Annotated in this window: 22 protein-coding genes; 7 read left to right on the top strand and 15 right to left on the bottom strand. The window is 67.9% G+C overall.

Annotation, left to right across the window (positions count from 1 at the left end; all coding sequences use genetic code 11):
* Positions 1 to 4: 4 nt before the first annotated feature.
* Genes M2282_RS28700 through M2282_RS28690 form a run of 3 tightly spaced genes read right to left on the bottom strand, consistent with a single transcriptional unit; the run spans position 5 to position 2782 of the window.
* Positions 5 to 766, bottom strand: coding sequence for a hypothetical protein (locus M2282_RS28700; protein WP_280812182.1), 762 nt, complete (start codon positions 764 to 766; stop codon positions 5 to 7).
* On the bottom strand, positions 756 to 1754 hold the full coding sequence (locus tag M2282_RS28695) for a hypothetical protein (protein WP_280812181.1): 999 nt from the start codon (positions 1752 to 1754) through the stop codon (positions 756 to 758). Before M2282_RS28695 ends, M2282_RS28700 begins: the two co-directional genes overlap by 11 nt.
* Entirely contained in the window at positions 1751 to 2782 is a 1032-nt protein-coding gene (locus M2282_RS28690; protein ID WP_280812180.1) for a glycosyltransferase, read from the bottom strand. The genes M2282_RS28695 and M2282_RS28690 overlap by 4 nt, the downstream gene beginning before the upstream one ends.
* Before the next feature lie 96 nt (positions 2783 to 2878).
* Here M2282_RS28690 and M2282_RS28685 point away from each other — a divergent pair, with 96 nt between their 5' ends.
* Entirely contained in the window at positions 2879 to 4219 is a 1341-nt protein-coding gene (locus M2282_RS28685; RefSeq protein WP_280812179.1) for a UDP-glucose dehydrogenase family protein, read from the top strand.
* Here M2282_RS28685 and M2282_RS28680 read toward each other — a convergent pair.
* From M2282_RS28680 to M2282_RS28670, 3 genes are read right to left on the bottom strand one after another with little or no spacing between them, the layout of a single operon-like run.
* On the bottom strand, positions 4205 to 5347 hold the full coding sequence (locus M2282_RS28680) for a CaiB/BaiF CoA transferase family protein (protein WP_280812178.1): 1143 nt from the start codon (positions 5345 to 5347) through the stop codon (positions 4205 to 4207). The two genes, M2282_RS28685 and M2282_RS28680, sit on opposite strands and share 15 nt — an antisense overlap.
* Positions 5348 to 5369: 22 nt before the next feature.
* Entirely contained in the window at positions 5370 to 6356 is a 987-nt protein-coding gene (locus M2282_RS28675; protein ID WP_280812177.1) for a Bug family tripartite tricarboxylate transporter substrate binding protein, read from the bottom strand.
* Between the two features lie 25 nt (positions 6357 to 6381).
* Positions 6382 to 8103: an acyl-CoA dehydrogenase family protein gene (locus M2282_RS28670; protein WP_280812176.1), complete on the bottom strand. Its 1722-nt coding sequence runs from the start codon at positions 8101 to 8103 to the stop codon at positions 6382 to 6384.
* 91 nt (positions 8104 to 8194) lie between these two features.
* On the opposite strand from M2282_RS28670, the gene M2282_RS28665 reads away from it, so the two are divergent.
* The gene (locus M2282_RS28665; protein WP_280812175.1) at positions 8195 to 9082 is read left to right on the top strand and encodes a LysR family transcriptional regulator; all 888 of its coding nucleotides are present in this window, start codon (positions 8195 to 8197) and stop codon (positions 9080 to 9082) included.
* Here the strand turns inward: M2282_RS28665 and M2282_RS28660 are convergent.
* From M2282_RS28660 to M2282_RS28635, 6 genes are all read right to left on the bottom strand, one after another.
* The gene (locus M2282_RS28660) at positions 9073 to 10107 is read right to left on the bottom strand and encodes a serine/threonine protein kinase (RefSeq protein ID WP_280812174.1); all 1035 of its coding nucleotides are present in this window, start codon (positions 10105 to 10107) and stop codon (positions 9073 to 9075) included. The genes M2282_RS28665 and M2282_RS28660 overlap by 10 nt on opposite strands.
* 34 nt (positions 10108 to 10141) lie before the next feature.
* Complete coding sequence (locus M2282_RS28655) at positions 10142 to 11257, bottom strand: DUF2855 family protein (protein ID WP_280812173.1); 1116 nt, start codon at positions 11255 to 11257, stop codon at positions 10142 to 10144.
* A gap of 170 nt (positions 11258 to 11427) precedes the next feature.
* Complete coding sequence (locus M2282_RS28650) at positions 11428 to 11853, bottom strand: organic hydroperoxide resistance protein (protein WP_013543998.1); 426 nt, start codon at positions 11851 to 11853, stop codon at positions 11428 to 11430.
* 84 nt (positions 11854 to 11937) lie between these two features.
* Entirely contained in the window at positions 11938 to 12393 is a 456-nt protein-coding gene (locus M2282_RS28645; protein WP_280812172.1) for a MarR family winged helix-turn-helix transcriptional regulator, read from the bottom strand.
* Between the two features lie 82 nt (positions 12394 to 12475).
* Positions 12476 to 13318, bottom strand: a complete 843-nt coding sequence (locus tag M2282_RS28640; RefSeq protein WP_280812171.1) for an ABC transporter permease — start codon at positions 13316 to 13318, stop codon at positions 12476 to 12478.
* A gap of 3 nt (positions 13319 to 13321) precedes the next feature.
* Positions 13322 to 14302: an ATP-binding cassette domain-containing protein gene (locus M2282_RS28635; RefSeq protein WP_280812170.1), complete on the bottom strand. Its 981-nt coding sequence runs from the start codon at positions 14300 to 14302 to the stop codon at positions 13322 to 13324.
* 88 nt (positions 14303 to 14390) lie between these two features.
* On the opposite strand from M2282_RS28635, the gene M2282_RS28630 reads away from it, so the two are divergent.
* Together M2282_RS28630 and M2282_RS28625 are read left to right on the top strand one after the other, a co-directional pair.
* Positions 14391 to 15233 (top strand): hypothetical protein, encoded by an 843-nt coding sequence (locus M2282_RS28630; protein ID WP_280812169.1) that lies wholly within the window; start codon positions 14391 to 14393, stop codon positions 15231 to 15233.
* Positions 15230 to 15910, top strand: coding sequence for a hypothetical protein (locus M2282_RS28625; RefSeq protein WP_280812168.1), 681 nt, complete (start codon positions 15230 to 15232; stop codon positions 15908 to 15910). The genes M2282_RS28630 and M2282_RS28625 overlap by 4 nt, the downstream gene beginning before the upstream one ends.
* A gap of 2 nt (positions 15911 to 15912) precedes the next feature.
* On the opposite strand, the gene M2282_RS28620 is transcribed toward M2282_RS28625, so the two are convergent.
* Positions 15913 to 16803, bottom strand: a complete 891-nt coding sequence (locus M2282_RS28620) for a LysR family transcriptional regulator (protein WP_280812167.1) — start codon at positions 16801 to 16803, stop codon at positions 15913 to 15915.
* Between the two features lie 126 nt (positions 16804 to 16929).
* Between M2282_RS28620 and M2282_RS28615 the strand changes: the two genes are divergently transcribed.
* Both M2282_RS28615 and M2282_RS28610 read left to right on the top strand, forming a co-directional pair.
* A complete protein-coding gene (locus tag M2282_RS28615; RefSeq protein WP_280812166.1) occupies positions 16930 to 17586 on the top strand; it encodes a glutathione S-transferase family protein in 657 nt (218 codons plus the stop codon).
* Positions 17583 to 18554, top strand: a complete 972-nt coding sequence (locus tag M2282_RS28610; RefSeq protein ID WP_280812165.1) for a pyridoxamine 5'-phosphate oxidase family protein — start codon at positions 17583 to 17585, stop codon at positions 18552 to 18554. The genes M2282_RS28615 and M2282_RS28610 overlap by 4 nt, the downstream gene beginning before the upstream one ends.
* Before the next feature lie 5 nt (positions 18555 to 18559).
* Here M2282_RS28610 and M2282_RS28605 read toward each other — a convergent pair whose 3' ends face one another.
* On the bottom strand, positions 18560 to 19732 hold the full coding sequence (locus M2282_RS28605) for a cytochrome P450 (RefSeq protein ID WP_280812164.1): 1173 nt from the start codon (positions 19730 to 19732) through the stop codon (positions 18560 to 18562).
* A gap of 83 nt (positions 19733 to 19815) precedes the next feature.
* Between M2282_RS28605 and M2282_RS28600 the strand changes: the two genes are divergently transcribed.
* Entirely contained in the window at positions 19816 to 20511 is a 696-nt protein-coding gene (locus M2282_RS28600; RefSeq protein ID WP_280812163.1) for an ArsR/SmtB family transcription factor, read from the top strand.
* A 9-nt stretch (positions 20512 to 20520) separates the two neighbouring features.
* Here the strand turns inward: M2282_RS28600 and M2282_RS28595 are convergent, their stop codons facing one another.
* The gene (locus M2282_RS28595; protein ID WP_280812215.1) at positions 20521 to 21483 is read right to left on the bottom strand and encodes a Bug family tripartite tricarboxylate transporter substrate binding protein; all 963 of its coding nucleotides are present in this window, start codon (positions 21481 to 21483) and stop codon (positions 20521 to 20523) included.
* Between the last annotated feature and the right edge of the window lie 121 nt (positions 21484 to 21604).

Below are 21604 nucleotides of genomic sequence, written 5' to 3'. Positions count from 1 at the left end.
GGGCTCAGGCGGCCACCGGCCGTGCACTGCCGGGACGCAGGCGCAAGGCCACGCCCGCGATGTACATGCCCAGGGCGCCGGTGATGCCGAAACCGCGCTCGGTATCGCGCACCTCGTGCATCAACTGCGCGAGCCTTGCTTCTTCATGCGGTGCCACGCAGCGCTGCAGCGTGTGGCTGCAGAGGCGTATGTGGCGGTCTTCATCGGCGAGCACGCGCGTGAGCAACGGATGCAGCGCATGCTGCGGGCCGATCAGCGCGCAGTGGCGTTGCAGGATGCGCGAGGCCATCTGCTCGGCGGCCAAGCCGATCGCATAAGCCGGCACGAGGCCGCTGTGCGCGAAGTGCGGCGCATGGCGCCGGATGAGGCGCTGCCAGCGCGCGAGCTTGCGCTGGCTCAGCCAGTCGGGCTGCGGTGCTTCTTCGGGCGATGCGGCCGCCTGCGCGGTGCCCCCGCGTTCGACGATGGCGTCGGCGAAGAGTTGCGCATGGACTTGCTCGTCGGCCAGGTGCTGGTCGAGCTGGCGCGTGAGCCAATCGGGCGCGCTGGTGCGCAGCTCGCGCTGCAGCGCCTGCTCGGACGATTCTTCGCCGACGAGGTAGAGCCGCAACAACATCACTTCACCGGCGCGGCTCGCATGCATCTGGCGCAACGCGGCGCGCTTGATGTGGTGCACCAGCCGCGCCTGCAGCGCCGGCCAGCCTTGCAATGTCGGCGGCGCGAGGCAGTCGAATCCCGCGCTCGTTTGAGCGGTGTCAGCGTCCATTGGCCTTTGCCAGCGGGGGCTGCGGCTGTTGTTGCTGCTGCCAACCGAGCACGAGCCCGATGAAGCTGTCCTGCAGGAACGCACGCGCCGATGCGTCGGCACCGGCGAACTCGCGCTGCTGGCCGTCGTAGCGCACGTAGCCCTTGCCACCCGCGGCACCGAGCACCAGCTTCTCGTTCTTCTGGAAACCGCGCTGCATCAACGGCTGCAGCAGAGACTGCGATTCGAGTCCATAGAGGAACAGGTCGCGCTGCACCACCTGGCGCGGGATCTGCCCGCTCAGCGCCTGCAGTTCGAGCGACCAGTTGCCTTGCCGCATCGCCTCGGAGAGCTCGCTGCCTTTGGCAGCAGGCGCGCGGAAACGTGCGCGCGCCACCGACTTGGAGGCACGGCTCAAGCCCAGGCCGACGGTGATGTCCGCATCGGTGGCCCCGCTTGTCCGGTTGTCCTGCACCTGCACGATCTCGTTGGCGAGCCGCGCGGCAATCGATGGCTTGGAGAGGGTTTCGCCGATCTGCGCCGGCGTGAACACCACGCGCTCGGTGCTGCCGTCGATCACCACGACCTGGTACGGATCGATGCGAATGTCGCTGAACTCGCCGCCGATAGGCGAATGCGCATGGCTGCTCACCGACCACTCGTTGCCCGAACGGCTCAGGAGCGCATGGAAGGTGAGCGGCACGCGCTGGCCGCTGCTGCGCGACTGGCCGGAGCCCTGCAGCAGCACGTCGCCCACGATGGTCTTCTCGCCGTAGACGCGCGGGTTCGCAAAGCGGATGGTGTGCGTGGCGCTGTCGAGCGCGGCGCGCGTGTCGGCATCGTCCAGCGCGAGGCGGTTGCATTCGTTGGCGGGGCCCGCGAGCGCGGAGAAGGGGCAGCCGCTGTCGGACTTGAAGTTGAAGACGCCGCGGCCTGTGAAATCGGCGGCGCCGGCCGTGGCGCACGCGCCGGCCAGCACGAGAAGGCTGAAGATGTTTTTCTTGTTCATGTCGGGCGATGGTAGGAAAGCGCCTGGGCGTCCGCATTCGTGCGGCCCGTCGTGTGCAGGCCGATGCCGCGTGCGAATGCGCCCAGCATGTCGATGGCCGAGAAGCCCACGATCAGCGCCACGCCCGCGAGCCAGCGCAGGCCGCGCAGCGGAGGCAGATCTTGATGATTGAGCGCGCGCACGCTGAAACCCAGCCGCGTGAACAGCACGCACAGCGGCCCGATCGGCCCGCTCTTCGCAAGCCACTGCCAGCGTGCCGAAACGTAGCTGCGCAAGAGGTGCGGCGTGAGCGAATAGGTGTCCTGCCCGCGCATCCAGCGCAGCTTGAGCGCCTCGGCGCGCGTGTCGGGCAGGCGGTGTTCGGTGTGGGCCGCGGCCGCGTAGTGGATGGGGACGTTGGCCGCCTTCAGGCGCATGCCCAGCACCTGGCAGTGCGCGCGGTACACGCCATCGAGCGCCTGGTAGCTGTGCTGCTCGAACACGTCGCGGCGAAAGGCCACGTTGTTCGCGTAGAAGTTGCTCGTGGCGCCCGCGTGGTCGGCGTTGGGGAAGTACATGAAGTCGATGGTCGTGAGCGCGGTGCCCACGATGTTGGCCGCGTAGCTCGTGCGGCCGGCCACCACCGCGGGCGCATCGGCGCCGCGCGTGAAGGGCGTGAGCATCTGCAGCAGCCAGTCGTCGTCGGGCAGGCAGTCGGCATCGGCGAACACCACGTGGTCGCAGCGCGCGGCATCGGTGGCCGCGAAGCCGAGGTTCTTGGCGTCGTAGTAGCCGGTGGTGGTGTCGATGCGCACGAAATCGACGGGGCGGCCCGCCAGTGCCGCGACGGCCTCGCACGATGCAGGGCTCAGGCCGTCGTGTGTGATGACCACCTGTGCCAGTGCCGTGAGCGGCAGCTTCTGCCTGGCCAGCAGGGCGGTCAGGCGCTGCAGGCTGGTGCTTGCGGCGGCTTCGGCATCCGCTCCGCCGCGCAGGTTGTTGGTCTCCAGGACCAGCGCGCAACGCGCGGCAACTTGATCGGGCATCATCGAATTTTCCTGTCCGGACATTGTTTTGAAGGCTTGCATCCTGCTTTTATCTCACAACCGCCGCTGCGGCCAGTGCCTTAGGGAAGGGGCGCGCGCATGAAGGTGAGCATCTTCGGTGCCGGCTATGTGGGCCTGGCCTTCGCCGCCTGCCTGGCCGAGGCCGGGCACGAGGTGCTGTGCGCGGACGCCGATGCAGGCCGCATAGAAGGGTTGCAGCAGGGCCGGATGCCGCTGCATGAGCCGGAGCTGGAGGCGCTGGTGGAAGCGGGCCTTGCCGCGGGAACGCTGAAGTTCACCGGGGACGAGCGCCTGGCGAGCCAGCATGGAGAAGTTCTCTTCATCGTAGTCAACACGCCGGCCGATGCACAAGGCGATGTCGACCTGCGTCATGTGATGGCCGTGGCCCGCAGCATCGGGCAGCACCGCGACCGCGATGCCGTGGTCGTCTGCAAGTCCACCGCGCCGGTGGGCACCGCGGAGCAGGTCGAGGCCGTGCTGCATGCGGAGCTTTCGCAGCGCGATGCTGCACATCGGATCGCGGTGGCCGTGAACCCCGAGTTCCTGCGTGAAGGCTCGGCGGTGCGCGATTGCCGGCAGCCCGACCGCGTAGTGATCGGTGCTACCGACACCAAGGCGATCGACCTGCTCACGCGGCTCTATGAACCTTTCATGCAAGACCCCGCGAAGCAACTGCTGGTGATGGACCACCGCTCCGCCGAACTCACCAAGTACGCCGCCAACGCGATGCTCGCGACCCGCATCAGCTTCATGAACGAGATGGCGCGCGTGGCCGAACATGCGGGCGCCGACATCGAGATGGTGCGGCGCGGCATCGGCTCGGACCCGCGCATCGGCCCCGATTTCCTGCAGGCCGGCGCGGGCTATGGCGGTTCGTGCCTCGCGAAGGATGTGCGGGCGCTGCGGCATGCGGCCGATCGCGAGGGGCTGGCGCTGCGCATCCTTCCGGCCGTCGAGGCTGCGAACCATGAACAGAAGGGGCGCCTCTTCGACCTGATGACGCACCATTTCGAAGGCAACATCGCGAACAAGACCATCGCCCTCTGGGGCCTGGCCTTCAAGCCCGACACCGACGACATGCGCGATGCGCCGAGCCTGGTGCTGCTGGAGCGGCTGTGGGCGGCCGGTGCGCGCGTGCAGGTGCACGACCCGGCAGCGATGCCGAATGCGCGCGCCATCGTCGGCGAGCGCTCCGATGTGCGGTGGTGCGATACGCCGGAGGGTGCGCTGCAGGGCGCCGACGTGCTGGCGCTCGTGACCGAATGGCCGGTGTTCCGCCGCCCCGATTTCACGCGCATCGCAGGCACGCTCAAGACGCCCGCGATCTTCGACGGCCGCAACATCTACGACGCTGTGGAAGTCGAAGCCGCCGGCATCGCGTACTACGGCATCGGCCGCGGGCGTTCAGTGCTGCGCTGAACCGTCTTCAGCGGACAGGAACGCGTCGCCTGGCGTCAGCGGCGCGTGGCGATAGCTCGCCGGCGTACGGCTCAGCTTGACCGGGGCGCCGATGCCGCGGTAGCCGCCGGGCATCTCCACCACCATCTCGCGGTGCAGCGTGTGCGGATGCTGCAGTGCATCGGCCACCGGCAGCACCGGCGCTGCGGGCACACCGGCGGCCATCAACTGATCGACCAGCGTGCGTCCGTCGAAAGCCGCCATCGCCGCTTCGAGCCGCTGCTTGAGCCCGTCGCGGTGCACCGAGCGCGCGCCGGCCGTGCGGTAGAGCGGATCGTCCGCGAGCTCGGGCAGGCCGATGCAGCGGCACAGGCTCGCGAACTGCCGGTCGTTGCCCACCGCCACGAACACGGGGTCGGTGCCTGTGGCGAGCGCGTCGTAGGGGTAGATGTTGGAATGTGCGTTGCCCGTGCGCCGCGGCGCCGTGCCGTCCATGAACCAGTTGGCTGCGTGTGGATGCAGCAGCGAGAGGCCGCTGTCGTACAGCGCCGCTTCCACGAACTGCCCGCGCCCGCTGCGCTGGCGTTCCTGCAGCGCGAGCAGCACGCCGATCACCGCGTTCAGCCCCGTCACCATGTCGACCACCGGAAGGCCCACGCGCAGCGGTCCGCCGTCGGCCTCGCCGTTGATGCTCATGATGCCGGTCATGGCCTGTACCGCCGCGTCGTAGCCGGGCAGTGCGCCCAGCGGACCGTCGGCGCCGAAGCCCGAGACGCGGCACCACACCAGGCGCGGAAAGCGCTGCGACAGCGCCTCGTAGCCGATGCCCCAGCGCTCCATCGTGCCGGTCTTGAAGTTCTCGATCAGCACGTCGGCCTCGGCCACCAGCGCGAGCAGCGCCTCGCGGCCTTCTTCGGTCGAGAAGTCCAGGTGCTGCACGCGCTTGTTGCGGTTGAGCCCGTGGTAGTACGAGGCCACGCCTTCCTTGAACGGCGGGCCCCAGGTGCGCGTGTCGTCGCCCTGCGGCGGCTCGACCTTGAGCACGTCGGCACCGTGGTCGCCGAGGATCTGGCCGCAGTACGGGCCGCCGAGGATGCGCGAGATGTCGAGAACGCGGATGCCCGCGAGGGCGCCTTGGGTCGATGTCATGCGAGTACTCCGTGCGTGGCCATCAATCGAGCTGCGCGCCGGACTTCTTCACGACGTCCTTCCACTTGGCCGATTCGCTCACGATGAACTGGCCGAGCTTCTGCGGCGAGGTATCGGCCGAGGCTTCCAGCCCTTGGGCGGCGAACATCTGCTTGACCTTGGGCGAGTTCAGCACTTCCGCGAATGCATGGTTGAGCTTGGCGACGCGTTCCGCGGGCGTGCCGGCCGGCGCGACGATGCCGAAGAACACGCTCACGTCATAGCCCTTGTAGCCCTGCTCCGAAATCGTAGGCACCTCGGGCAGTGCCTGCGAGCGCGCAACCGTCGCCACGCCCAGCGCGCGCAGCTTGCCGGCCTTGACGTAGGGCAGCGCGGTGAGGATGTCGGTGAAGGTCATGCTGACCTGGTTGCCGAGCAGGTCGTTGAGCGCCGGGCCCGTGCCCTTGTAGGGGATGTGCTGCAGGTCCGTACCGGCCACCGAGTTGAACAGCACGCCCGCCAGGTGCGACGAGGCGCCATTGCCCGACGACGCATAGCTCAACTTGCCGGGGTTGGCCTTGGCGTAGGCGACGAGTTCGGGCACGGTCTTCACCGGCAGTGCGGGGTTCACCACCAGGATGTTCGGCAGGTAGCCGACCTGGATCACCGGCGCGTAGCTCTTCACCGGGTCGTAGTTGATCTTGCGGTAGAGGCTCGCATTGATGGCGAGCGGGCCCGAGGTGCCGAACAGCAGCGTGTGGCCATCGGCCTCGGCGCGCGCCACGTATTCCGCGCCGATGTTGCCGCCGGCGCCCGCGCGGTTCTCCACGATCATGGGCTGGCCGAGGCGGTCTTTCATCTCGGCAGCGAGCGTGCGCGCCATCGCGTCGGTCGGGCCACCCGGTGGGAAGGGCACGACCAGCGTCAAGGGCTTGGAAGGGAAGGGGCCTTGGGCTTGCGCAGCGGGTGCTGCGCTCAGCAATGCGGCGCAGGCGGTGACTGCGGCGAAGAGATGGGTGAGGTGTCGCAAGAGGATGTCTCCGTTTTTCTATGAATCAGGCAGTGATTTCCGCGGCGCGCGTCGCGGTGGTGTTCCAGTCCGCGGGCATCGCATCGGGCGCAAGCGGGTCGCGCGGCAACACGCGGTGCAGCAGCACCAGTTGCGCCCAGCGCAGGCGCGCGGATGAACCGCAGCGAGAGGCCTCCCAGGCCATCGCGATGCTGCTCGTGCAGTGGTAGAGCGCCGAGGCGGCCTGGCGCGCGAGCACGTCGCCGCCTTCGCGTGCCGCGGTCTCGGCCAGCGCTGCGGCGCGTGCCAGCGCATCGCGCAAGGCCTTGGCGAAAGCAGGCGCGAGCGTCGCATCGTCCAGCAGCTTTTCGCAGTGCGCGCGCAGCACCGGCAGCGAGCCTTCGCGCTTCACCGCGCGGATCACATCCAGCGCCACGATGTTGCTGGTGCCTTCCCAGATCGAGCCCAGATGCGCATCGCGCACGAGGCGCGGATCGCTCCACTCCTCGATGTAGCCACAACCTCCGCGCACCTCCATCGCATCGCCCGTCACCTTGCGCGCATCGCGGCAGGCGCGGAACTTGATGAGCGGCGTGAGGATGCGCAGCAGCGCATAGGCATCGGGCTCTGCGGCGTCGGAGCGCGCGAGCGCGAGCGCGGTCTGGCACACCATCGTGCGCGCTTGCTCGGCCGGAACGCGCAGCTTGTCGAGTTGGCGCTGCATCAGCGGCATCTGGGCTAGCGTGCGGCCGAAGGCGCGACGCTCGGCCGCGATGTATTCGGCCTCGGCCACCGCGCGGCGCATGAGGCCCGCGGCGCGCACGCCGTTCGACAGGCGCGAGTTGTTCACCATGTCGGCCATCTGCACGAAGCCGCGGCCTTCTTCGCCCACCAAGTACGCGACCGCGCCTTCGAGCCGGATCTCGCCGCTGGCCATCGAGCGCGTGCCCAGCTTGTCCTTCAGGCGGATGATCCGGTAGTGGTTGAGGCTGCCGTCTTCGAGCCGGCGCGGCAGCAGGAACAGCGACACGCCCTTCATTCCCGCTGCGCCGTCTTCTGCGCGCGCGAGCACCATCGCAAAGTCGGCATCGGGGTTGGAGCAGAACCACTTGTCGCCGGTGATGCGCCAGCTGCCGTCGCCTTCGCGCCGCGCCATCGTCGCGGTGGCCGCGATGTCGGAGCCCGCGGCCTGCTCGGTCATGAACATCGCGCCTTGCGCGAGCTCGTCGAAATCAAGCGAGGTCAGGCGCGGCAGGAAGCGCGCGACCAGCTCGGGGCTGCCGAATTTCTTGAGCGTGCGCGTGAGCGAATCGGTCATCGAGACCGGGCAGCACAGGCCGAATTCGGCCTGTACGAAGAGGTAGGTCAGCACGTACTTGACCAGTGGCGGCATCTTGCCCTTCCAGCCCAATGTCTCCTCGCGGTGCGAGATCGCGGCGAGGCCGAATTCGCTGAGCGCGAGGCGCTCCATCTCCACGTAGGCCGGGTGCTTGACGATCGTCTGATCGTCCAGGCCTGTGCGCGTCCGCTGCTTCAGCGTGGGCGGGTTGCGGTCGGCGGTGCCTGCGAGTTCATCGAGCAGGCCTCCCGCGAGGTCGCCCAGGCGCTCGAAGTGCGGCTGCATGTGGGCGCGCAGGTCCTCGGGCAGGTAGAGCGCGAGCAGGGCGTGCAGTTCGCTGTCGACGGTGAACAGGTTCTGGCCGTGACGGTCGGGAATGGGATGGGCGTGCGCGGCTGGCGGCGCGGCGTGAGCGGCGGTCTCGGACATGTGTCTTGTCTCCTGGTTCGTCGCATTGTTGAAGCCGCGACGATCCGTGTCTAATATCGAATTGGTCTTGTTCGATTCGATTTGCCTATTCATGGAACTGCGACACCTGCGCTACTTCTCCGTGCTGGCCGAAGAGCTGCACTTCGGTCGCGCGGCGCGGCGCCTGTCGATCTCGCAGCCGCCGCTGTCGGTCGCGATCCGGCAGCTTGAGGAATCGGTGGGCGTGCGGCTGTTCGAGCGCAACAGCAAGGAGGTGCGGCTCACGCATGCGGGCGAGGCGCTGCGCATCTCGGCACGGCGGCTGCTGCAGCAAGCGGAAGAAGCGGCGACGGAAGCGCGCGATGTGGCGAGCGGCTCGGCGGGCCGGCTGCGCATCGGCTTCGTCGGCGCGATGCTCTATCGCGGGTTGCCGCCCGCGTTGCGTGCGTTCCAGGCGAAACACCCGGCGGTGCGCGTCACGCTGAACGAACTCAACTCGGGCGTGCAGATCGCCGAGTTGCTGCACGACCGGCTCGACCTCGGCTTCGTTCACACGAGCCGCATGCCGCCCGAGCTGCGTCACCGTCTGCTGCTGTCGGAGCCCTTCGTGTGCTGCCTGCCCGCAGGGCACTCGCTGGCACGCAAGAAGGTGCTGGCCCCGGCCGACCTGCGCGACCAGCCTTTCGTGCTGTTCTCGCGCGAAGCCTCACCCGACTACCACGAGCGCATCCTGTCGATCTGCGCCGATGCGGGCTTCCTGCCCGAGGTGCGGCATGAAGTGCGTCACTGGCTGGCCGTCGTGTCGCTCGTGTCGCAAGGCATGGGCGTCGCGCTGGTGCCGCAGGCAATGCGCAATTCGGCCCTGCGAGGCGCGGTGTTCCGGCCGCTCGACAGGGCCGTGGCGCAATCGGAGGCTTATGGCGTGTGGCGCAACGGCCCGCCCAACGTGCTGGTCGAGCGGTTGCTGCAGGGCGTCGCGGAAACCGCGGCTCAGGCGTAGAGCGGCTCTTCCGCCATCTGTTCGCACTGGTCTTCCAGCACGAGGATCTGCCCCTTCCAGTAGTCGCTGGAGCCGAACCACGGGAAGTTGATCGGGAAGATCGGGTCTTCCCAGCGGCGTGCGAGCCAGGCGCTGTAATGAATGAGCCGCAGCGTGCGCAGCGGCTCGATCAGCGAGAGTTCGCGGCGGTCGAATTCGCGGAATTGCTCGTAGCCGTCGAGCAGGCCCGACAGCTGCGAGGTGCGCTGGGCGCGGTCGCCCGAGAGCAGCATCCAGAGGTCTTGAACGGCAAAGCCGGTGCGCGCGTCGTCCAGGTCGACGAAGTGCGGGCCGCCGTTGGGGCGATCGGTCGGCGTCCACAGGATGTTGCCGGGGTGCACGTCGCCGTGCAGGCGCAGCTTGCGTGGCTTGAAATCGGAGGCCGGCGGCTGCAGCGCGAGGGCGGTCGCGCGGACCATGTCCAGCGCCTCGTTGCAGGTCTTTTCCCATTCGCGTTGCATGTCGAGCGGAATCTTGTCGTTCTCCAGCAACCAGTCGCGCGAGTCGAGTCCGAAGGTCTGCAGGTCGAGCGCGGGGCGGGCCTCGAAGGGCTTGGCGCTGCCCACGGTGTGAATGCGTGCCAGAAAGCGGCCCACCCATTCGAGCACCTCGAAGTTGTCGAGTTCGGGCGCGCGGCCGCCGCGGTACGGGCTCACGCTGAAGGCGAAGCCCGCGTGGTGATGCAGTGTCTTGCCGTCGAATACCAGTGGCGGCACCGCGGGCACTTCGGCAGCGGCCAGTTCGAGCGAGAAGCCGTGCTCTTCGAGGATTTCGGCTTCGCTCCAGCGTCCGGGGCGGTAGAACTTCACCACCACGGCGCTGCGGTCCTCCAGGAACACCTGGTAGACCCGGTTTTCATAGGAGTTCAGGCCGGTGAGCCGGCCGTCGCCGTGCAGGCCGAGCGTCGCGAGCGCGTCGAGCACCACGTCGGGCGTGAGGCTCTCATAGGGATGGGTGTTGGCGGGCGCCGCGGGGGAAGGGGTCATGCAGCGATTGTCGCTACCCCCGCTCCGGCCACCATTACAAAGCGCCGGGTTGTTTGTAAAGCGAAAGGATATGCCCGGTGCGCGGGTCGCCCTTGCCGGCCAGCACCTGCGCGTAGGCGGCCTGCACCGCCTCGCCGCCGCGGTGCTGCTCGGCGTGCAGCCAGGGGTTGCTGGGGTCGGTCACCTTGGCGAGGAAGTTGCGCCAGGCAGCCACCATGCGCCGGCCGAATTCTTCCGCGCCCCATTCGGCGGTGCGCTTCTTGATCTGCGCGGGTGCGAAGAACAGCGTGGCGCGGGGGCCCGGCAGGTCCTTGCCCGCGCCCTTGGAGGCGAGCTGCTCCACGTGCGTGCCGCCGATCGAGCAGCTGTACCTGAGGTCCGCGAAGCGCGTGTGGATGGCGTTGCGCAGCCCGGCGTTGCCGGCGAAGTCGACATACACAGCCGGCGTATCGGCCGCGATGCTGTCCAACGCGTCGTAGGTCACCACGCGGTGGTAGCAGCCCAGGCTTTCGCAGAAGGCCACGTTGCCGGGCGAGGTGAGGCCGATCACCTCTAGCCCCAAGCGTTGATGCAGCTGGAACGCCGTGCCATAGGCCGTCTTGCTCGATGCGCTCGACAGCAGCATGGTGGTGGCGCCGAAGAAGTCGTTGTCGGCCATGAAGTCGTCGATCAACCACGAGGTGATGAACAGCGGGCGCAGCAGCGCCTGCAGGTCTTCGGTGTCGGTGGTGTAGAGCGGGTCGGCATTGCAGCGGAAGTACTGGTTGTAGACCGCCGGCAACTCGGCGCGGTGCGCTGCCGCGTCGGTGAAGCGCCCGGGCGAGAGACGGTCGGGGCTGAGCACCGCGCTCGATGCCATCGGCCAGTAGCCGTAGAGCCGTTCGCCCACCGCCACGCCCGGATGCAGCGACTGCACCACGCTCGCGAAACCCCACACAGGAATGCTGCCCCAGCCCTCTTCCTCGGAGGGAAAGAACTGCCAGTAGCTCATCGCGTCGCCGAAAGCGGCGTAGGTGATGTTGTTGGAGGTGAGCGCAAAGCTGTCGATGCGCACGCGCACCTGGCCATCGGCCAATGGCTGGTCGGTGGCGGTGTGCAGGCGGGTGGTGGCGAGCTGGTCTTTGCGGATGAGGAAATTGGTGGTGCTCATGGGGGCTATCTCCACGGGTCGTTGGAAGGGCGTGCGGCCACATTAGCCAAGCTTGATGAAAGGCGCTATCGCGTTGTCCCTTTCCGCGTCACCCGTGAGACAACGCCGGCCATGAAAAAAGCGCCCCTGCTTGTGGCCGGGACGCCTTGTTGGCTGCGCTGATCGGGAGATCAGACGATCGTCAGTTCGACGTCGATGTTGCCGCGCGTTGCGTTCGAGTACGGGCAGACCTGGTGAGCCGTGTCGACCAGCTTCTGCTTCTGTTCTGCGTCGAGGCCGGGCAGGGTGATCGCCAGTTGCACCGAGATGCCGTAAGCAGCACCGCCGTTCGTCGGGCCGAGGGAAACCTTCGAGTCGATGGACACGTCGTCGGGCACTTTCACGCTGATCTTCGGGCCGACGGCCTTCATCGCACCGATGAAGCAGGCGGCATAGCCGACCGCGAACAGCTGCTCGGGGTTGGTGCCGGGCTTGCCCGAACCGGGCGAGCTCAGCTTGACGTCGATTGCGCCGTCGCTGGACTTGCCTGCGCCGTCACGGCCGCCGACGGTGTGGGCTTCTGCGGTGTAGAGCACTTTGTCGAGCTTGGTGGTCATGGTGATTCCTTTGATGATGGAGGGAGGGTCAGGTAAAAAGCTTCTCTCGTTTTTTCGATCGAAGCAGGGAGAAAAGCGTGTGTGTCAGGCCGCCTTCTTGATGCGGTCGCGAAGGATTTGTATCTGCTGGGTGAGCGCAATGAGTTCGGGCACCGAGCATTCGGTGGCGGCCAGCAGGCAGCCCGGCACGTTGGCCGCGCGGGTCTTGAGCTTGCGGCCGGCGGCAGTGAGCGTGATGTGCACGCGGCGTTCGTCGGCCACGTCGCGCACCCGGGCCACATAGCCATTCGCTTCGAGCCGCTTGAGCAGCGGGGTGAGCGTGCCGGAGTCGAGCGAAAGGCGTTCGCCGAGTTCGGAGACCATGGGGCCGTCCTGCTCCCAGAGGGCCAGCATGACGAGGTATTGGGGATAGGTGAGCTGCAGCTTTTCCAGCACCGGCTTGTAGAGCCGGGTCATCGCCAACGAGGCGGAATAGACCGCGAAGCACAACTGGTTGTCCAGCTTGAGCATTTCGTCGGCGGAAACGGTGATGGAGCGCATGGCTCGAATTCTATCGAGCAATTGAATTGTGTGCAATGTAATTTGAAAGCATCCATTTCGGAATGCTTTCGGCCGCAGGTCTTCAGGCCTTGAATCGCTTGCGCGTCAACGCCAGCGCGATCCAGAACGCCACGACCGCATACACCGCCAGCACGCCCGCATGCAGCCACCAGTCGGCCGGCCACTGGTCCATGAAGAGCGGCCGCACCAGCGCCACCGCATTGGTCAGCGGCAGCCACGCGGCCACCGCTTTCACTGCCGAGGGCAACTGCTCCAGCGGAAAGAACACACCGCTCAGGAACATCATCGGCGTCATGAACAGCGTGAAGTAGTAGGTGAAGAAGTCGTAGCCCTTGGCGAGCGCATTGAAGATCAGCGCGATCGACGAGAAGGTGATGCCTGCGCCGATCAGCACCAGCCAGGCGACGATGAGCTTCGGACTGTGGCTGATGCCCAGCCCGAGCATCACGAACAGGATCGCGGTGACGGTGAAGATCGACTTGAACGCCGCCCACAGCATCTCGGCCATCACGATGTCGTCCAGGCCGACGGGCGCATTCATGATGCCGTCCCATGTCTTCTGCACATGCATGCGCGAGAACGCCGAATACAGCGCCTCGAAGCTCGCCGCATTCATCGCGCTCATGCAGATCGAGCCGCTCGCCAGGAACAGGATGTAGGGCACCTTCACGCCGTCCACCGCTACTTGACCCACGAGAGCGCCCATGCCGTAGCCGAAGGCCACGAGCCAGATCAGCGGCTCGGCGATGTTGCCGATGAGGCTGGGTATCGCGAGCTTGCGCCACACCAGCAGATTGCGCAAAAACACGGGCCACCAGCGCAGCGAGATCTCGGGTGCGCGCCACACGGAGGGCGGGGGCGGCGCGGAGTTCGTCGTCGTTGTCGTTGCAGTCGTCGTGTTCATGGCCTAGCCGTCCTCGCGGATCTGCCGCCCGGTGAGCTTGAGAAAAAGGTCTTCTAGGTTCGCAGGCCGGTGAAAGGTGCGCAGGCCGCCGTGCTGCGTCAGCGCATCGAGCAGGCGCCGCGCATCCTGCGTATAGAAGAACACCGTCTCACCGCTCACCTCGACACGCGCGGCCATGGCCTTCAGTTCCGGCGATTCGGCCAAAGACAGCGCACCGTTGCCATACACCTCGACCACGTCGGGCTCCAGGTGCTCGGCGATCAGGTCGCGTGGCTTGCCTTCGGCGATCTTGCGGCCGTGGTCGAGCACCAGCAGGCGCGAGCACAGGCGCTCGGCCTCGTCCATGAAGTGCGTGGTCAGCAGGATCGACTTGCCCTGCTGCAGCAGCACCTGCAGCCGCTCCCACATCAGGTGGCGTGCCTGCGGATCGAGCCCGGTGGTCGGCTCGTCGAGCAGCAGCAGCTTGGGGTCGTTCACCAGTGCGCGCGCCAGCGAAAGCCTCCGGCGCATGCCGCCCGAGAGCTCCCCCGGCTTCGCATCCGCCTTGTGCGAGAGCGCCGCGAACTCCAGCAGCTGCGGCACGCGCGCACGTACCTCTGCCTTGCCGAAGCCGAAGTAGCGGCCGTACACCACGAGGTTCTCGGCGCAGCTGAAGTCGGGGTCCAGCGTGTCGAACTGCGTGACCACGCCCAGCTGCGCCTTGATGGCGAGCGCATCGCGTGGCATCTGCAAGCCCAGTGCGGAGATCTCGCCGCCGTCGGGCGCGGTGAGGCCCAGGCACATGCGGATGGTGGTGGTCTTGCCGGCGCCGTTCGGGCCGATCACGCCCAGGCACTCGCCGGGCGCGATCTCGAACGACAGGTCGTCCACGACCGTGGTGTCGCCATAGCGCTTGCGCAGGTGGCTGGCGCGAAAAAGGGGGGGAGTGGGGGAAGAAGAGGGCACGCGGTCATTCTGACGCAGGCCCCTTGCGGATGTCGCCATCGCTTCAACCGATGGACAACCCGCGCATGTTCGTCGCAACTCCCGGCACAATCGACGCCCACCGAATACCGCGAGAGAAGATCCGAAGATGCTGCGTTCCCTGTTGGCGTTGTCCCTCGTGCTGCTGCTTGGCGCGTGTGCCCAGTTTCACCGGCCGCTCGCGGCGGCGGACCGGGCGAAGGTCCGGGAGGTCGATGTTCGCGTGGTCGTCGCGCAGGAGAACTTCATGTTCTCCGCACAGGCCCCTGGCGTGGCCGAGGCCACGGGCGGCGGCCTGCTCGGTGCGCTGATCGACTCCTCGGTGCAGCAGGCGCGGCAAAAGGAAATGAGCGCGGAAGTCGGTGCCATCGTCGGTCCCCTGCTCGATTACGACTACCGGGTCGAAGCCGGCCTGGCCCTGGGCGAGCTGCTGAACACGCCCAATGCGTTCCCGCTGAAGATCGCCTCGTCGCAGGTGCTTGCGGGCATGCCGCCCAAGGCCGAGCAGAACGCCCGCATCGCCGCCACGAAGACCGGCCCCGCCTACCTGGTGCTGTTGCTGCAGTACGTGCTCGAACCCGACCTGAGCGCCTTCACCACGCGCACCACGGCGCTGCTCTGGCAGGACGGCAACAAGGAGCCGTCGTACCGCTCCGCCACGATCTTCCAGACGCCGGTCGGCGGCGGAACGCGCGCCACGGTCGTGCGCCGGCTGGCCGCCAACGACGGACGGCAGCTCAAGGCCGTGATGCGCGATTCGATCAGGCAGACGCTGCACGTGGTGGGGCTGGACTTGATCGGCGCGCCTTCCGGCGCCATCCGCACCGCGCGGTTCAACGTCAACGGCACATGGTTCACGCTGGGTGGCCAGGGATTCGACAACCAGCCCGGCGGCGTGGTGTTCCGCGACCAGGACAACGCGATGTATTCGGTCCGGAGCGCCGCCCCATGAAGTCACAAGCGCAACGCGGCGGCATGGCCGCGGCAGTCCTCGTCGCCCTGTGCGCCGTGCCCGGCTTCGCGCACGCGCTCAGCGAGAGCGAGCCGCTCGACATGGTCTACGAGCAGGCACCCGAACAGGAGCAGCGCCCCAACGGCCCGCCGGTCGAATTGCTGCGTGCGCCGCAGGGCTGCACGCTGTACCTCCCGGCCATTGAGGACGCCCGCAACAACCAGCTCTACGCGGGCAACCTGACGCTGATGCTGCCGACGGTGCATGCCACGCCGAAAGCGGTGGAATCGCTGCGCAGCGGCGATGCGGGCATGTGGACGCGCACCGCGCTGCTGTCGACCAAGCGCTACGGTTTCCAGACCGTCGTCGGTGCGCCCGCTGCGGCTTCCGCTTCGGCACGACAGGTCTCGGCCGTCGTCGCGCTGCGGCTGGCCCATGCATGGTCCGCGGGGCTCAACCTGGTCTCGCATGTGGTGCTGAAGGTGAACTACCGCCTGCCCGGCGGCGAGACGGCAACGCGCCTCTACAGCGGCATGGGCACGCGCACCAACTGGGCCAGCGGCAACGGCGAGTTCATGGCGGTGCTGAACCTGGGCATGGAAGAAGCGGTGCGCAGCATGGCCACCGATGCCGCGGCGCTGTGCGAGGGCAAGCCCCTGCCAGCGCCCGCGCCGTAGCGCTACATCCGCAAGCCGCTGAACTCCGTCTTCATCCAGTCGATGAAGGCCCGCGTGCGGGCCGGCAGCAGCCGCGCATTCGGATAGATCACGCTCACCGGCCGCGGCGGCGGCTCGAAGTCTTCGAGCACGATCTGCAGGCGCCCCTGTGCCACGTAGGGCAGCACCTGGTACGAGAAGAAGGTGCCGAAGCCCATGCCCGCGGCGCAGGCCTCGATCGCGGGCGCGAGGTGGTTGAACTCCAGCCGGTTGCTCGGCGTCACGCTGATGGTCTTGCCGCCTTCGTGAAAGAGCCATTGCGGCGGCGCGTCGATGCGGCCGCGCACGCATGGCGCGCCGTTCAGGTCGCGCGGATGCCGTGGCGTGCCGTGCTGCGCGAGGTAGTCCGGGCTCACCGCCACCACGCGCCGGATGGTGCCGAGCGACTGCGCGACGAGCGACGAATCCTCCAGCGGGCTGATGCGGATGCCGACGTCGATGTTCTCCTCCAGCAGGTTCACCGCGCGGTCGTACAGCAGCACGCTGCAGCGCACCTTGTCGTAGCGCTTCATGAAGCGGGTGATGGCCGGCGCCACGTACATGTGGCCGAACAGCACCGGTGCGGTGATGGTGAGCTGGCCCGCCGGTTCGCGCGCCTCGGCGTTGAGCGCGCGGTCGGCGGCATCGGCCGCGAGCAGCACCTCGCGTGCGCTCGGCAGATAGTGGCGCCCTTCCTCGGTGAGCGACAGGCGCCGTGTGGTGCGATGGAAGAGGCGCACGCCCAGGTGCGCCTCGAGTGCGGCGAGCGCACGCACCACCGCCGGCAGCGAGGTGCCCAGCACCTCGGCGGCGCGGGTCATGCTGCCCTGCTCGGCAATCTGCACGAAGGTCTGCATGGCTTTGAAGCGGTCCATGCCGCGATTAAACCGGAAAACGCAGCAGTCAAATACAGAAATGGCTATTCATTCATTGGATGCAAGAGAGAAGAATCGGGAATACGCCAGCACGGCCCTCGTCTCGACATTCCAAAGGACCCTTTCATGAACGCCATCGCCACCCGCCCCACGCAGCCCATCAAGCTCTATGGCAGCGCCATCTCGGGTCATGTGCACCGCGTGCGCCTGTTCCTCTCGATGCTCGGACTGCCTTTCGAGGTGATCGAGCTCGACCTGAAGCAGCGCGCCAACCGCACACCCGAATTCCTGGCGCGCAATCCCTTCGGCCAGGTGCCGGTGATCGAGGACGGCGACGTCACGCTGGCCGATTCCAACGCGATCCTGGTCTACCTCAACGCGCGCTATTCGGCCGACCCGTCGCGCTGGATGCCGCAGGACGCGGTGGGTGCAGCGCGCGTGCAGCGCTGGTTCTCGGTGGCGGCCGGCCCGCTGGCCTACGGCCCGGCCGCTGCACGCGTCATGGCGCTGTTCGGCCTCGCGGTCGACCCGACCGAGACGGTGACGCGCTCGCACGCGCTGCTCGCGGTGATGGAGATCCATCTGACGCAGCAATCCTTTCTTGCCGCGCCTCACGCCACGCTGGCCGACATCGCGAACTACGCCTACGTCGCGCATGCGCCCGAAGGCCGCGTGGCACTCGACGCCTATCCGCATGTGCGCGATTGGCTCTCGCGTGTGGAAGCCTTGCCCGGCTTCGTACCAATGGTGCGCACGCCCGTCGGGCTGGCGGCGGCCGCATGATCGCCGCGCCGTTTCATGCCGGCGAGCGCGCGCTGCAAGTGCAGGCCGGTTCGCGCGAGCAGATGGCCGCCGCGGGCCCGCGCGTGATCCGCGACTACATGCCCGACCAGCACCGCGAATTCTTCGCGCAGTTGCCGTTCGTCGTGGTCGCCAGCCTCGATGCGAACCTGCAGCCCTGGGCCAGCGTGCTCGCCGCGCCCGCAGGTTTCGTGCATTCGCCCGATGCGACGCACCTGCGCATCGATGCGCTGCCCACGGCCGGCGATCCGCTCGCGGGCCAGCTCGCGCAGGGCGCCACGCTCGGCCTCCTGGGCATCGAGCCGCACACGCGGCGGCGCAACCGCATGAACGGCACGGTCGAATCGCTCGACGCGACGGGCTTCATGCTCGAGGTGCAGCAGAGCTTCGGCAATTGCCCTCGGTACATCCAGGCGCGCGAGCCGATGTTCGCTCCCGTGCGCACAGACAGCGCATCCGTGCAGCGGCTCGACGTGCTCGATCTCGCTGCGGAGCGGCTCATCGGCAGCGCGGACACGCTGTTCATCGCGACGGCCTACCCGCACGAAGCAGCAGTGGGCGACGAGGCCGATGCCAGGTCGCACGGCGTCGATGTGTCGCACCGCGGCGGCCGGCCGGGTTTCGTGCGCGTCGACGAAGGCGGCGTGCTGACCGTGCCCGACTTCAACGGCAACCGCTTCTTCAACACGCTCGGCAATCTGTTGGCGCATCCACGCGCGGGCCTGCTGTTCATCGACTATGACAACGGCGAGTTGCTCCATGTGGCGGCCACTGCGGAGATCGTGCTGGACGGGCCCGAGCTTGCCGAGTTCGAAGGCGCCGAGCGGCTGCTGCGCCTGCATGTGGAGCACGCATTGCGCCGGTCGGCCGCGTTGCCGTTGCGCTGGGGCGATGCGCAGCTGTCGCCGCACCTGGCGGGCACGGGGCACTGGGCCACCGCGCGCGGCTGAACTTCTCAGTGGAAGACAGGGATGCGCGCGTTGGCCGAGGGGCGGTAGCTCCAGCCACGCGCCCGGATCGCGTCGAGGTCGGGCTCGCGGTGCAGCAACGCATCGAGCCCCGCGGCTGCGAGCGTGCAGGCCAGCGCCTGGCCCGGGCAGGCATGCATGCCATGGCCGAAGCCGAGCATGCGGCGCCGTTCGCGAACGAGCTTGAAGCGGTCAGGGTCGGGGTTGAAGGCCGGATCGCGGTTGGCCGCGGCCAGCACCAGCAGCACCGCATCGCCCGCTGCCAGTGGCGTGCCTGCGATGGTGATGGGCTCGATGGTGAAGCGGCGCGTGTTGTGGACCGAAGGGTCGTGCCGCGCCGTCTCTTGCACGATGGCTTGCAGCCCGTCGCGCGTGCGCGCGGCCTGGCGCAACGCGGGCTCGCGCAGCAAAGCGATGAGGCTATTGCCCAGCAGGCCCGCCGTCGCGTCGCAGGTCTGCGAGAGCAGGCCGACGATGTTGGCGAGCAGGGAGCGCGGGACCGGCGCGCCGGCGCCGCTTTCGGCCAGCACGGCCGCGAGCAGCGTGCCGTGGCGAGGCGGTGCACTGGCGGTCAGCGCCTCGAACCGCGTCATCAGTTCGCCCGCCGCAACACTTGCGCTTTGCAGTTGATCGTCCGTGGACAGCGGCGACAGGCAGGCGACGAAGTCGCGCATCCAGCGGTCTATTTGCGGCAGCGTTTCATCCGCAAAACCGAGAAGCTGCGCGACCGCTTGCACGGGCATGGAGAACAGCGCATCGGACAAAGGTTCTGCCGGGACGTTGCGTGCGATCTGCAATGCCGCTGCATGCGCGGCATTCAGGTCCAGCCCGGCCAGTGCGCGTTGCAGCGCAGGCCGATGGGCCTGGTGCGCCGTGCCGTCGTTCATGCGCACCAGGTGGCCGAACACTTCACCGGCGGGGCTGCCCACGATGGCGCTGGGAACCGGTTCGGCGGCCGGCCGCACGCGCAGCGCGCCGTGCGCGAGCAGCACCGATCCGACGACCTCCGCACGGCTCGCGACCCAGACGCGCAGCTTCTGGTTCCACACGAGCGCGGGGCCCGCACGCAGCCCGGCATAGAAGGGATAAGGATCGGCATGCGTGACGGCCGCGACCGGATCGACGGGCATGTCGGAGAGCGAAGTGGGGCTTGTATTCATGGCGCGCAGTGTGCAATTGCCGCCGCCGTCACACTTCGCCCGCGAACGAAGTGTCGATTGCGGCCGCGTTTTACGATGGGCGCATGGACACGACTTCATCTTCCAACGCGGACCTGCAACTGGCCCGCCTCGCCGGCGCCATCGCCGAGCCGGCCCGCGCCCGCATGCTGAACTGCCTGATGGACGGCCACGCGCGCACCGCGACCGAGCTTGCCACTGTCGCCGAGGTGGCCGCCTCCACCGCGAGCGCGCACCTCGCGCGCCTGAAGGAAGAGCGATTGGTCGAAGTGCTCGTGCAGGGCAAGCACCGCTACTTCAGGCTCGCCGATGACAACGTCGCGGCCGCGCTCGAAAGCCTGATGGTCGTGGCCGGCGCGCCGCGCGCGGTCGAGTTCAAGCCGAACACGCCGAGCCGCCTGCGCGCCGCGCGCACCTGCTACGACCACATGGCGGGCACGGCCGGCGTTGCGCTGCACGACCGGCTGCATGCGCAGGGCTGGCTCAGCGGCCTGCAGAGCGGCTCGTACGAACTCACGCCCGAAGGCGCGATCGCGTTGGAAAGCCTGGGTGTGGAAATCGATGCGGTGCGCCGCTCGCGCCGTCGTTTTGCCTGCGCATGCCTCGACTGGAGCGAACGCCGCCCGCATCTTGGCGGTGCGCTGGGGGCTGCATGGCTGCAGTTGTCGCTGCGCCGCGGCTGGGTGCGGCAGGAACTCGACGGGCGCGAACTCAAGCTCACGCCCAGGGCGCAGCGCGAGATGCCGGAGCTGTTCGCCTGAAGGCTGTTCTCAGGCCTTGAGTTTCAGCAGATAGATCATCGGCCCGGCCATCGCCAGGTCGAGTTCGAGGAAGCTCTCGAAGTCCTTGCCCGCCATCCAGTACGCATCCCAGTTGTTGCGCTTGATGGTCTTTTGCCAGACATCGGCGCCGGTGGCGCGGCGCACGGCTTCCAGCAGCACGGCGCGGCGCTCGGCCGGCACCTTCTTGCCGGTGAGCACGCCGCGCCAGTTGGCGAGGTCGGCGTCCACGCCCTGTTCGCGCACCGACGGAATGCCCTGGAACGGACGCTTCGCCGACACGCCGATCGCGCGCAGCTTGCCGCCGGCCAGCGCCTCGCTGAATTCGCTATAGCCGGAAATGCCGGCCACGGCCTTGCCCGTTTCCAGCGCCTCCACCACCTGTGCGCCGCCCGGGTACGGCTGGTAGACCAGATTCGCGGCGTTGCCGGCCACGCGCGCCAGCATGCCGGCGTACATGTGGTCGACGCCGCCGGCCGAGCCGCCGGCGATGACGGTCTTGGCCGCATCGGCACGCAGCTGGGCGATCAGGTCCTTGGGGGTCTTGATGGGCGAATCGGCCTTCACTGCCACGACTTCGTAGTCGCTGGTCAGGCGCGCCACCGGGGCGACCTGGGCCATGGTGACTGCGGGTTTCTGCAGTGCGACCGCACCGACCATCACCATGCCGCTCATCAAGAGGGTGTCGGGGTCGGCGTCGTATTTCTCGACGTACTTTGCCAGGCCGATGGTGCCGCCCTTGCCGCCGATGTTCTCGTAGACCACGTCGCCCACCGCGCCCGAGGCCAGCAGCGCCGCGCCGAGCGCGCGGCCGGTCTGGTCCCAGCCGCCGCCTTCATTGGCGGGAATCACGATGCGCAGCTTGGCAACCAGCTGCGATTCGGCCGCGCCGGCCGACCGGGGCCACAGCAGCGCGGCCTGGCCGGCGCCTGCGGCGGCAACGCCGCCCGCCATCCATGCGCTGAAGTTGCGGCGGGAAAGGCCCGCGGTCGACGATCTAGACATTTTGTTTCCAGTTGCTTACAAAGGTAACCGGATGATGTCTGCGAAACGTGAAAAACGCCCGCATCCATGT

The organism is Variovorax boronicumulans (assembly GCF_029892485.1).
In the GTDB taxonomy this organism is placed as follows: Bacteria; Pseudomonadota; Gammaproteobacteria; order Burkholderiales; family Burkholderiaceae_C; genus Variovorax; species Variovorax boronicumulans_B.
The sequence above is the reverse complement of the archived record's forward strand: the minus strand, read 5'-3'. Positions and strand labels throughout refer to the sequence as shown.

Excerpts from the sequence above, each read along its gene's own strand:
- M2282_RS28630 (WP_280812169.1), top strand. The coding sequence starts at position 14,391 with ATGCTGCGTTCCCTGTTGGCGTTGTCCCTCGTGCTGCTGCTTGGCGCG.
- M2282_RS28620 (WP_280812167.1), bottom strand. The coding sequence starts at position 16,803 with ATGGACCGCTTCAAAGCCATGCAGACCTTCGTGCAGATTGCCGAGCAG.
- M2282_RS28695 (WP_280812181.1), bottom strand. The coding sequence starts at position 1,754 with ATGAACAAGAAAAACATCTTCAGCCTTCTCGTGCTGGCCGGCGCGTGC.
- M2282_RS28645 (WP_280812172.1), bottom strand. The coding sequence starts at position 12,393 with ATGCGCTCCATCACCGTTTCCGCCGACGAAATGCTCAAGCTGGACAAC.
- M2282_RS28660 (WP_280812174.1), bottom strand. The coding sequence starts at position 10,107 with ATGACCCCTTCCCCCGCGGCGCCCGCCAACACCCATCCCTATGAGAGC.
- M2282_RS28610 (WP_280812165.1), top strand. The coding sequence starts at position 17,583 with ATGATCGCCGCGCCGTTTCATGCCGGCGAGCGCGCGCTGCAAGTGCAG.
- M2282_RS28670 (WP_280812176.1), bottom strand. The coding sequence starts at position 8,103 with ATGTCCGAGACCGCCGCTCACGCCGCGCCGCCAGCCGCGCACGCCCAT.
- M2282_RS28650 (WP_013543998.1), bottom strand. The coding sequence starts at position 11,853 with ATGACCACCAAGCTCGACAAAGTGCTCTACACCGCAGAAGCCCACACC.
- M2282_RS28600 (WP_280812163.1), top strand. The coding sequence starts at position 19,816 with ATGGACACGACTTCATCTTCCAACGCGGACCTGCAACTGGCCCGCCTC.
- M2282_RS28635 (WP_280812170.1), bottom strand. The coding sequence starts at position 14,302 with ATGGCGACATCCGCAAGGGGCCTGCGTCAGAATGACCGCGTGCCCTCT.
- M2282_RS28700 (WP_280812182.1), bottom strand. The coding sequence starts at position 766 with ATGGACGCTGACACCGCTCAAACGAGCGCGGGATTCGACTGCCTCGCG.
- M2282_RS28680 (WP_280812178.1), bottom strand. The coding sequence starts at position 5,347 with ATGACATCGACCCAAGGCGCCCTCGCGGGCATCCGCGTTCTCGACATC.
- M2282_RS28595 (WP_280812215.1), bottom strand. The coding sequence starts at position 21,483 with ATGGCGGGCGGCGTTGCCGCCGCAGGCGCCGGCCAGGCCGCGCTGCTG.
- M2282_RS28605 (WP_280812164.1), bottom strand. The coding sequence starts at position 19,732 with ATGAATACAAGCCCCACTTCGCTCTCCGACATGCCCGTCGATCCGGTC.
- M2282_RS28665 (WP_280812175.1), top strand. The coding sequence starts at position 8,195 with ATGGAACTGCGACACCTGCGCTACTTCTCCGTGCTGGCCGAAGAGCTG.
- M2282_RS28685 (WP_280812179.1), top strand. The coding sequence starts at position 2,879 with ATGAAGGTGAGCATCTTCGGTGCCGGCTATGTGGGCCTGGCCTTCGCC.
- M2282_RS28640 (WP_280812171.1), bottom strand. The coding sequence starts at position 13,318 with ATGAACACGACGACTGCAACGACAACGACGACGAACTCCGCGCCGCCC.
- M2282_RS28690 (WP_280812180.1), bottom strand. The coding sequence starts at position 2,782 with ATGATGCCCGATCAAGTTGCCGCGCGTTGCGCGCTGGTCCTGGAGACC.
- M2282_RS28625 (WP_280812168.1), top strand. The coding sequence starts at position 15,230 with ATGAAGTCACAAGCGCAACGCGGCGGCATGGCCGCGGCAGTCCTCGTC.
- M2282_RS28615 (WP_280812166.1), top strand. The coding sequence starts at position 16,930 with ATGAACGCCATCGCCACCCGCCCCACGCAGCCCATCAAGCTCTATGGC.
- M2282_RS28655 (WP_280812173.1), bottom strand. The coding sequence starts at position 11,257 with ATGAGCACCACCAATTTCCTCATCCGCAAAGACCAGCTCGCCACCACC.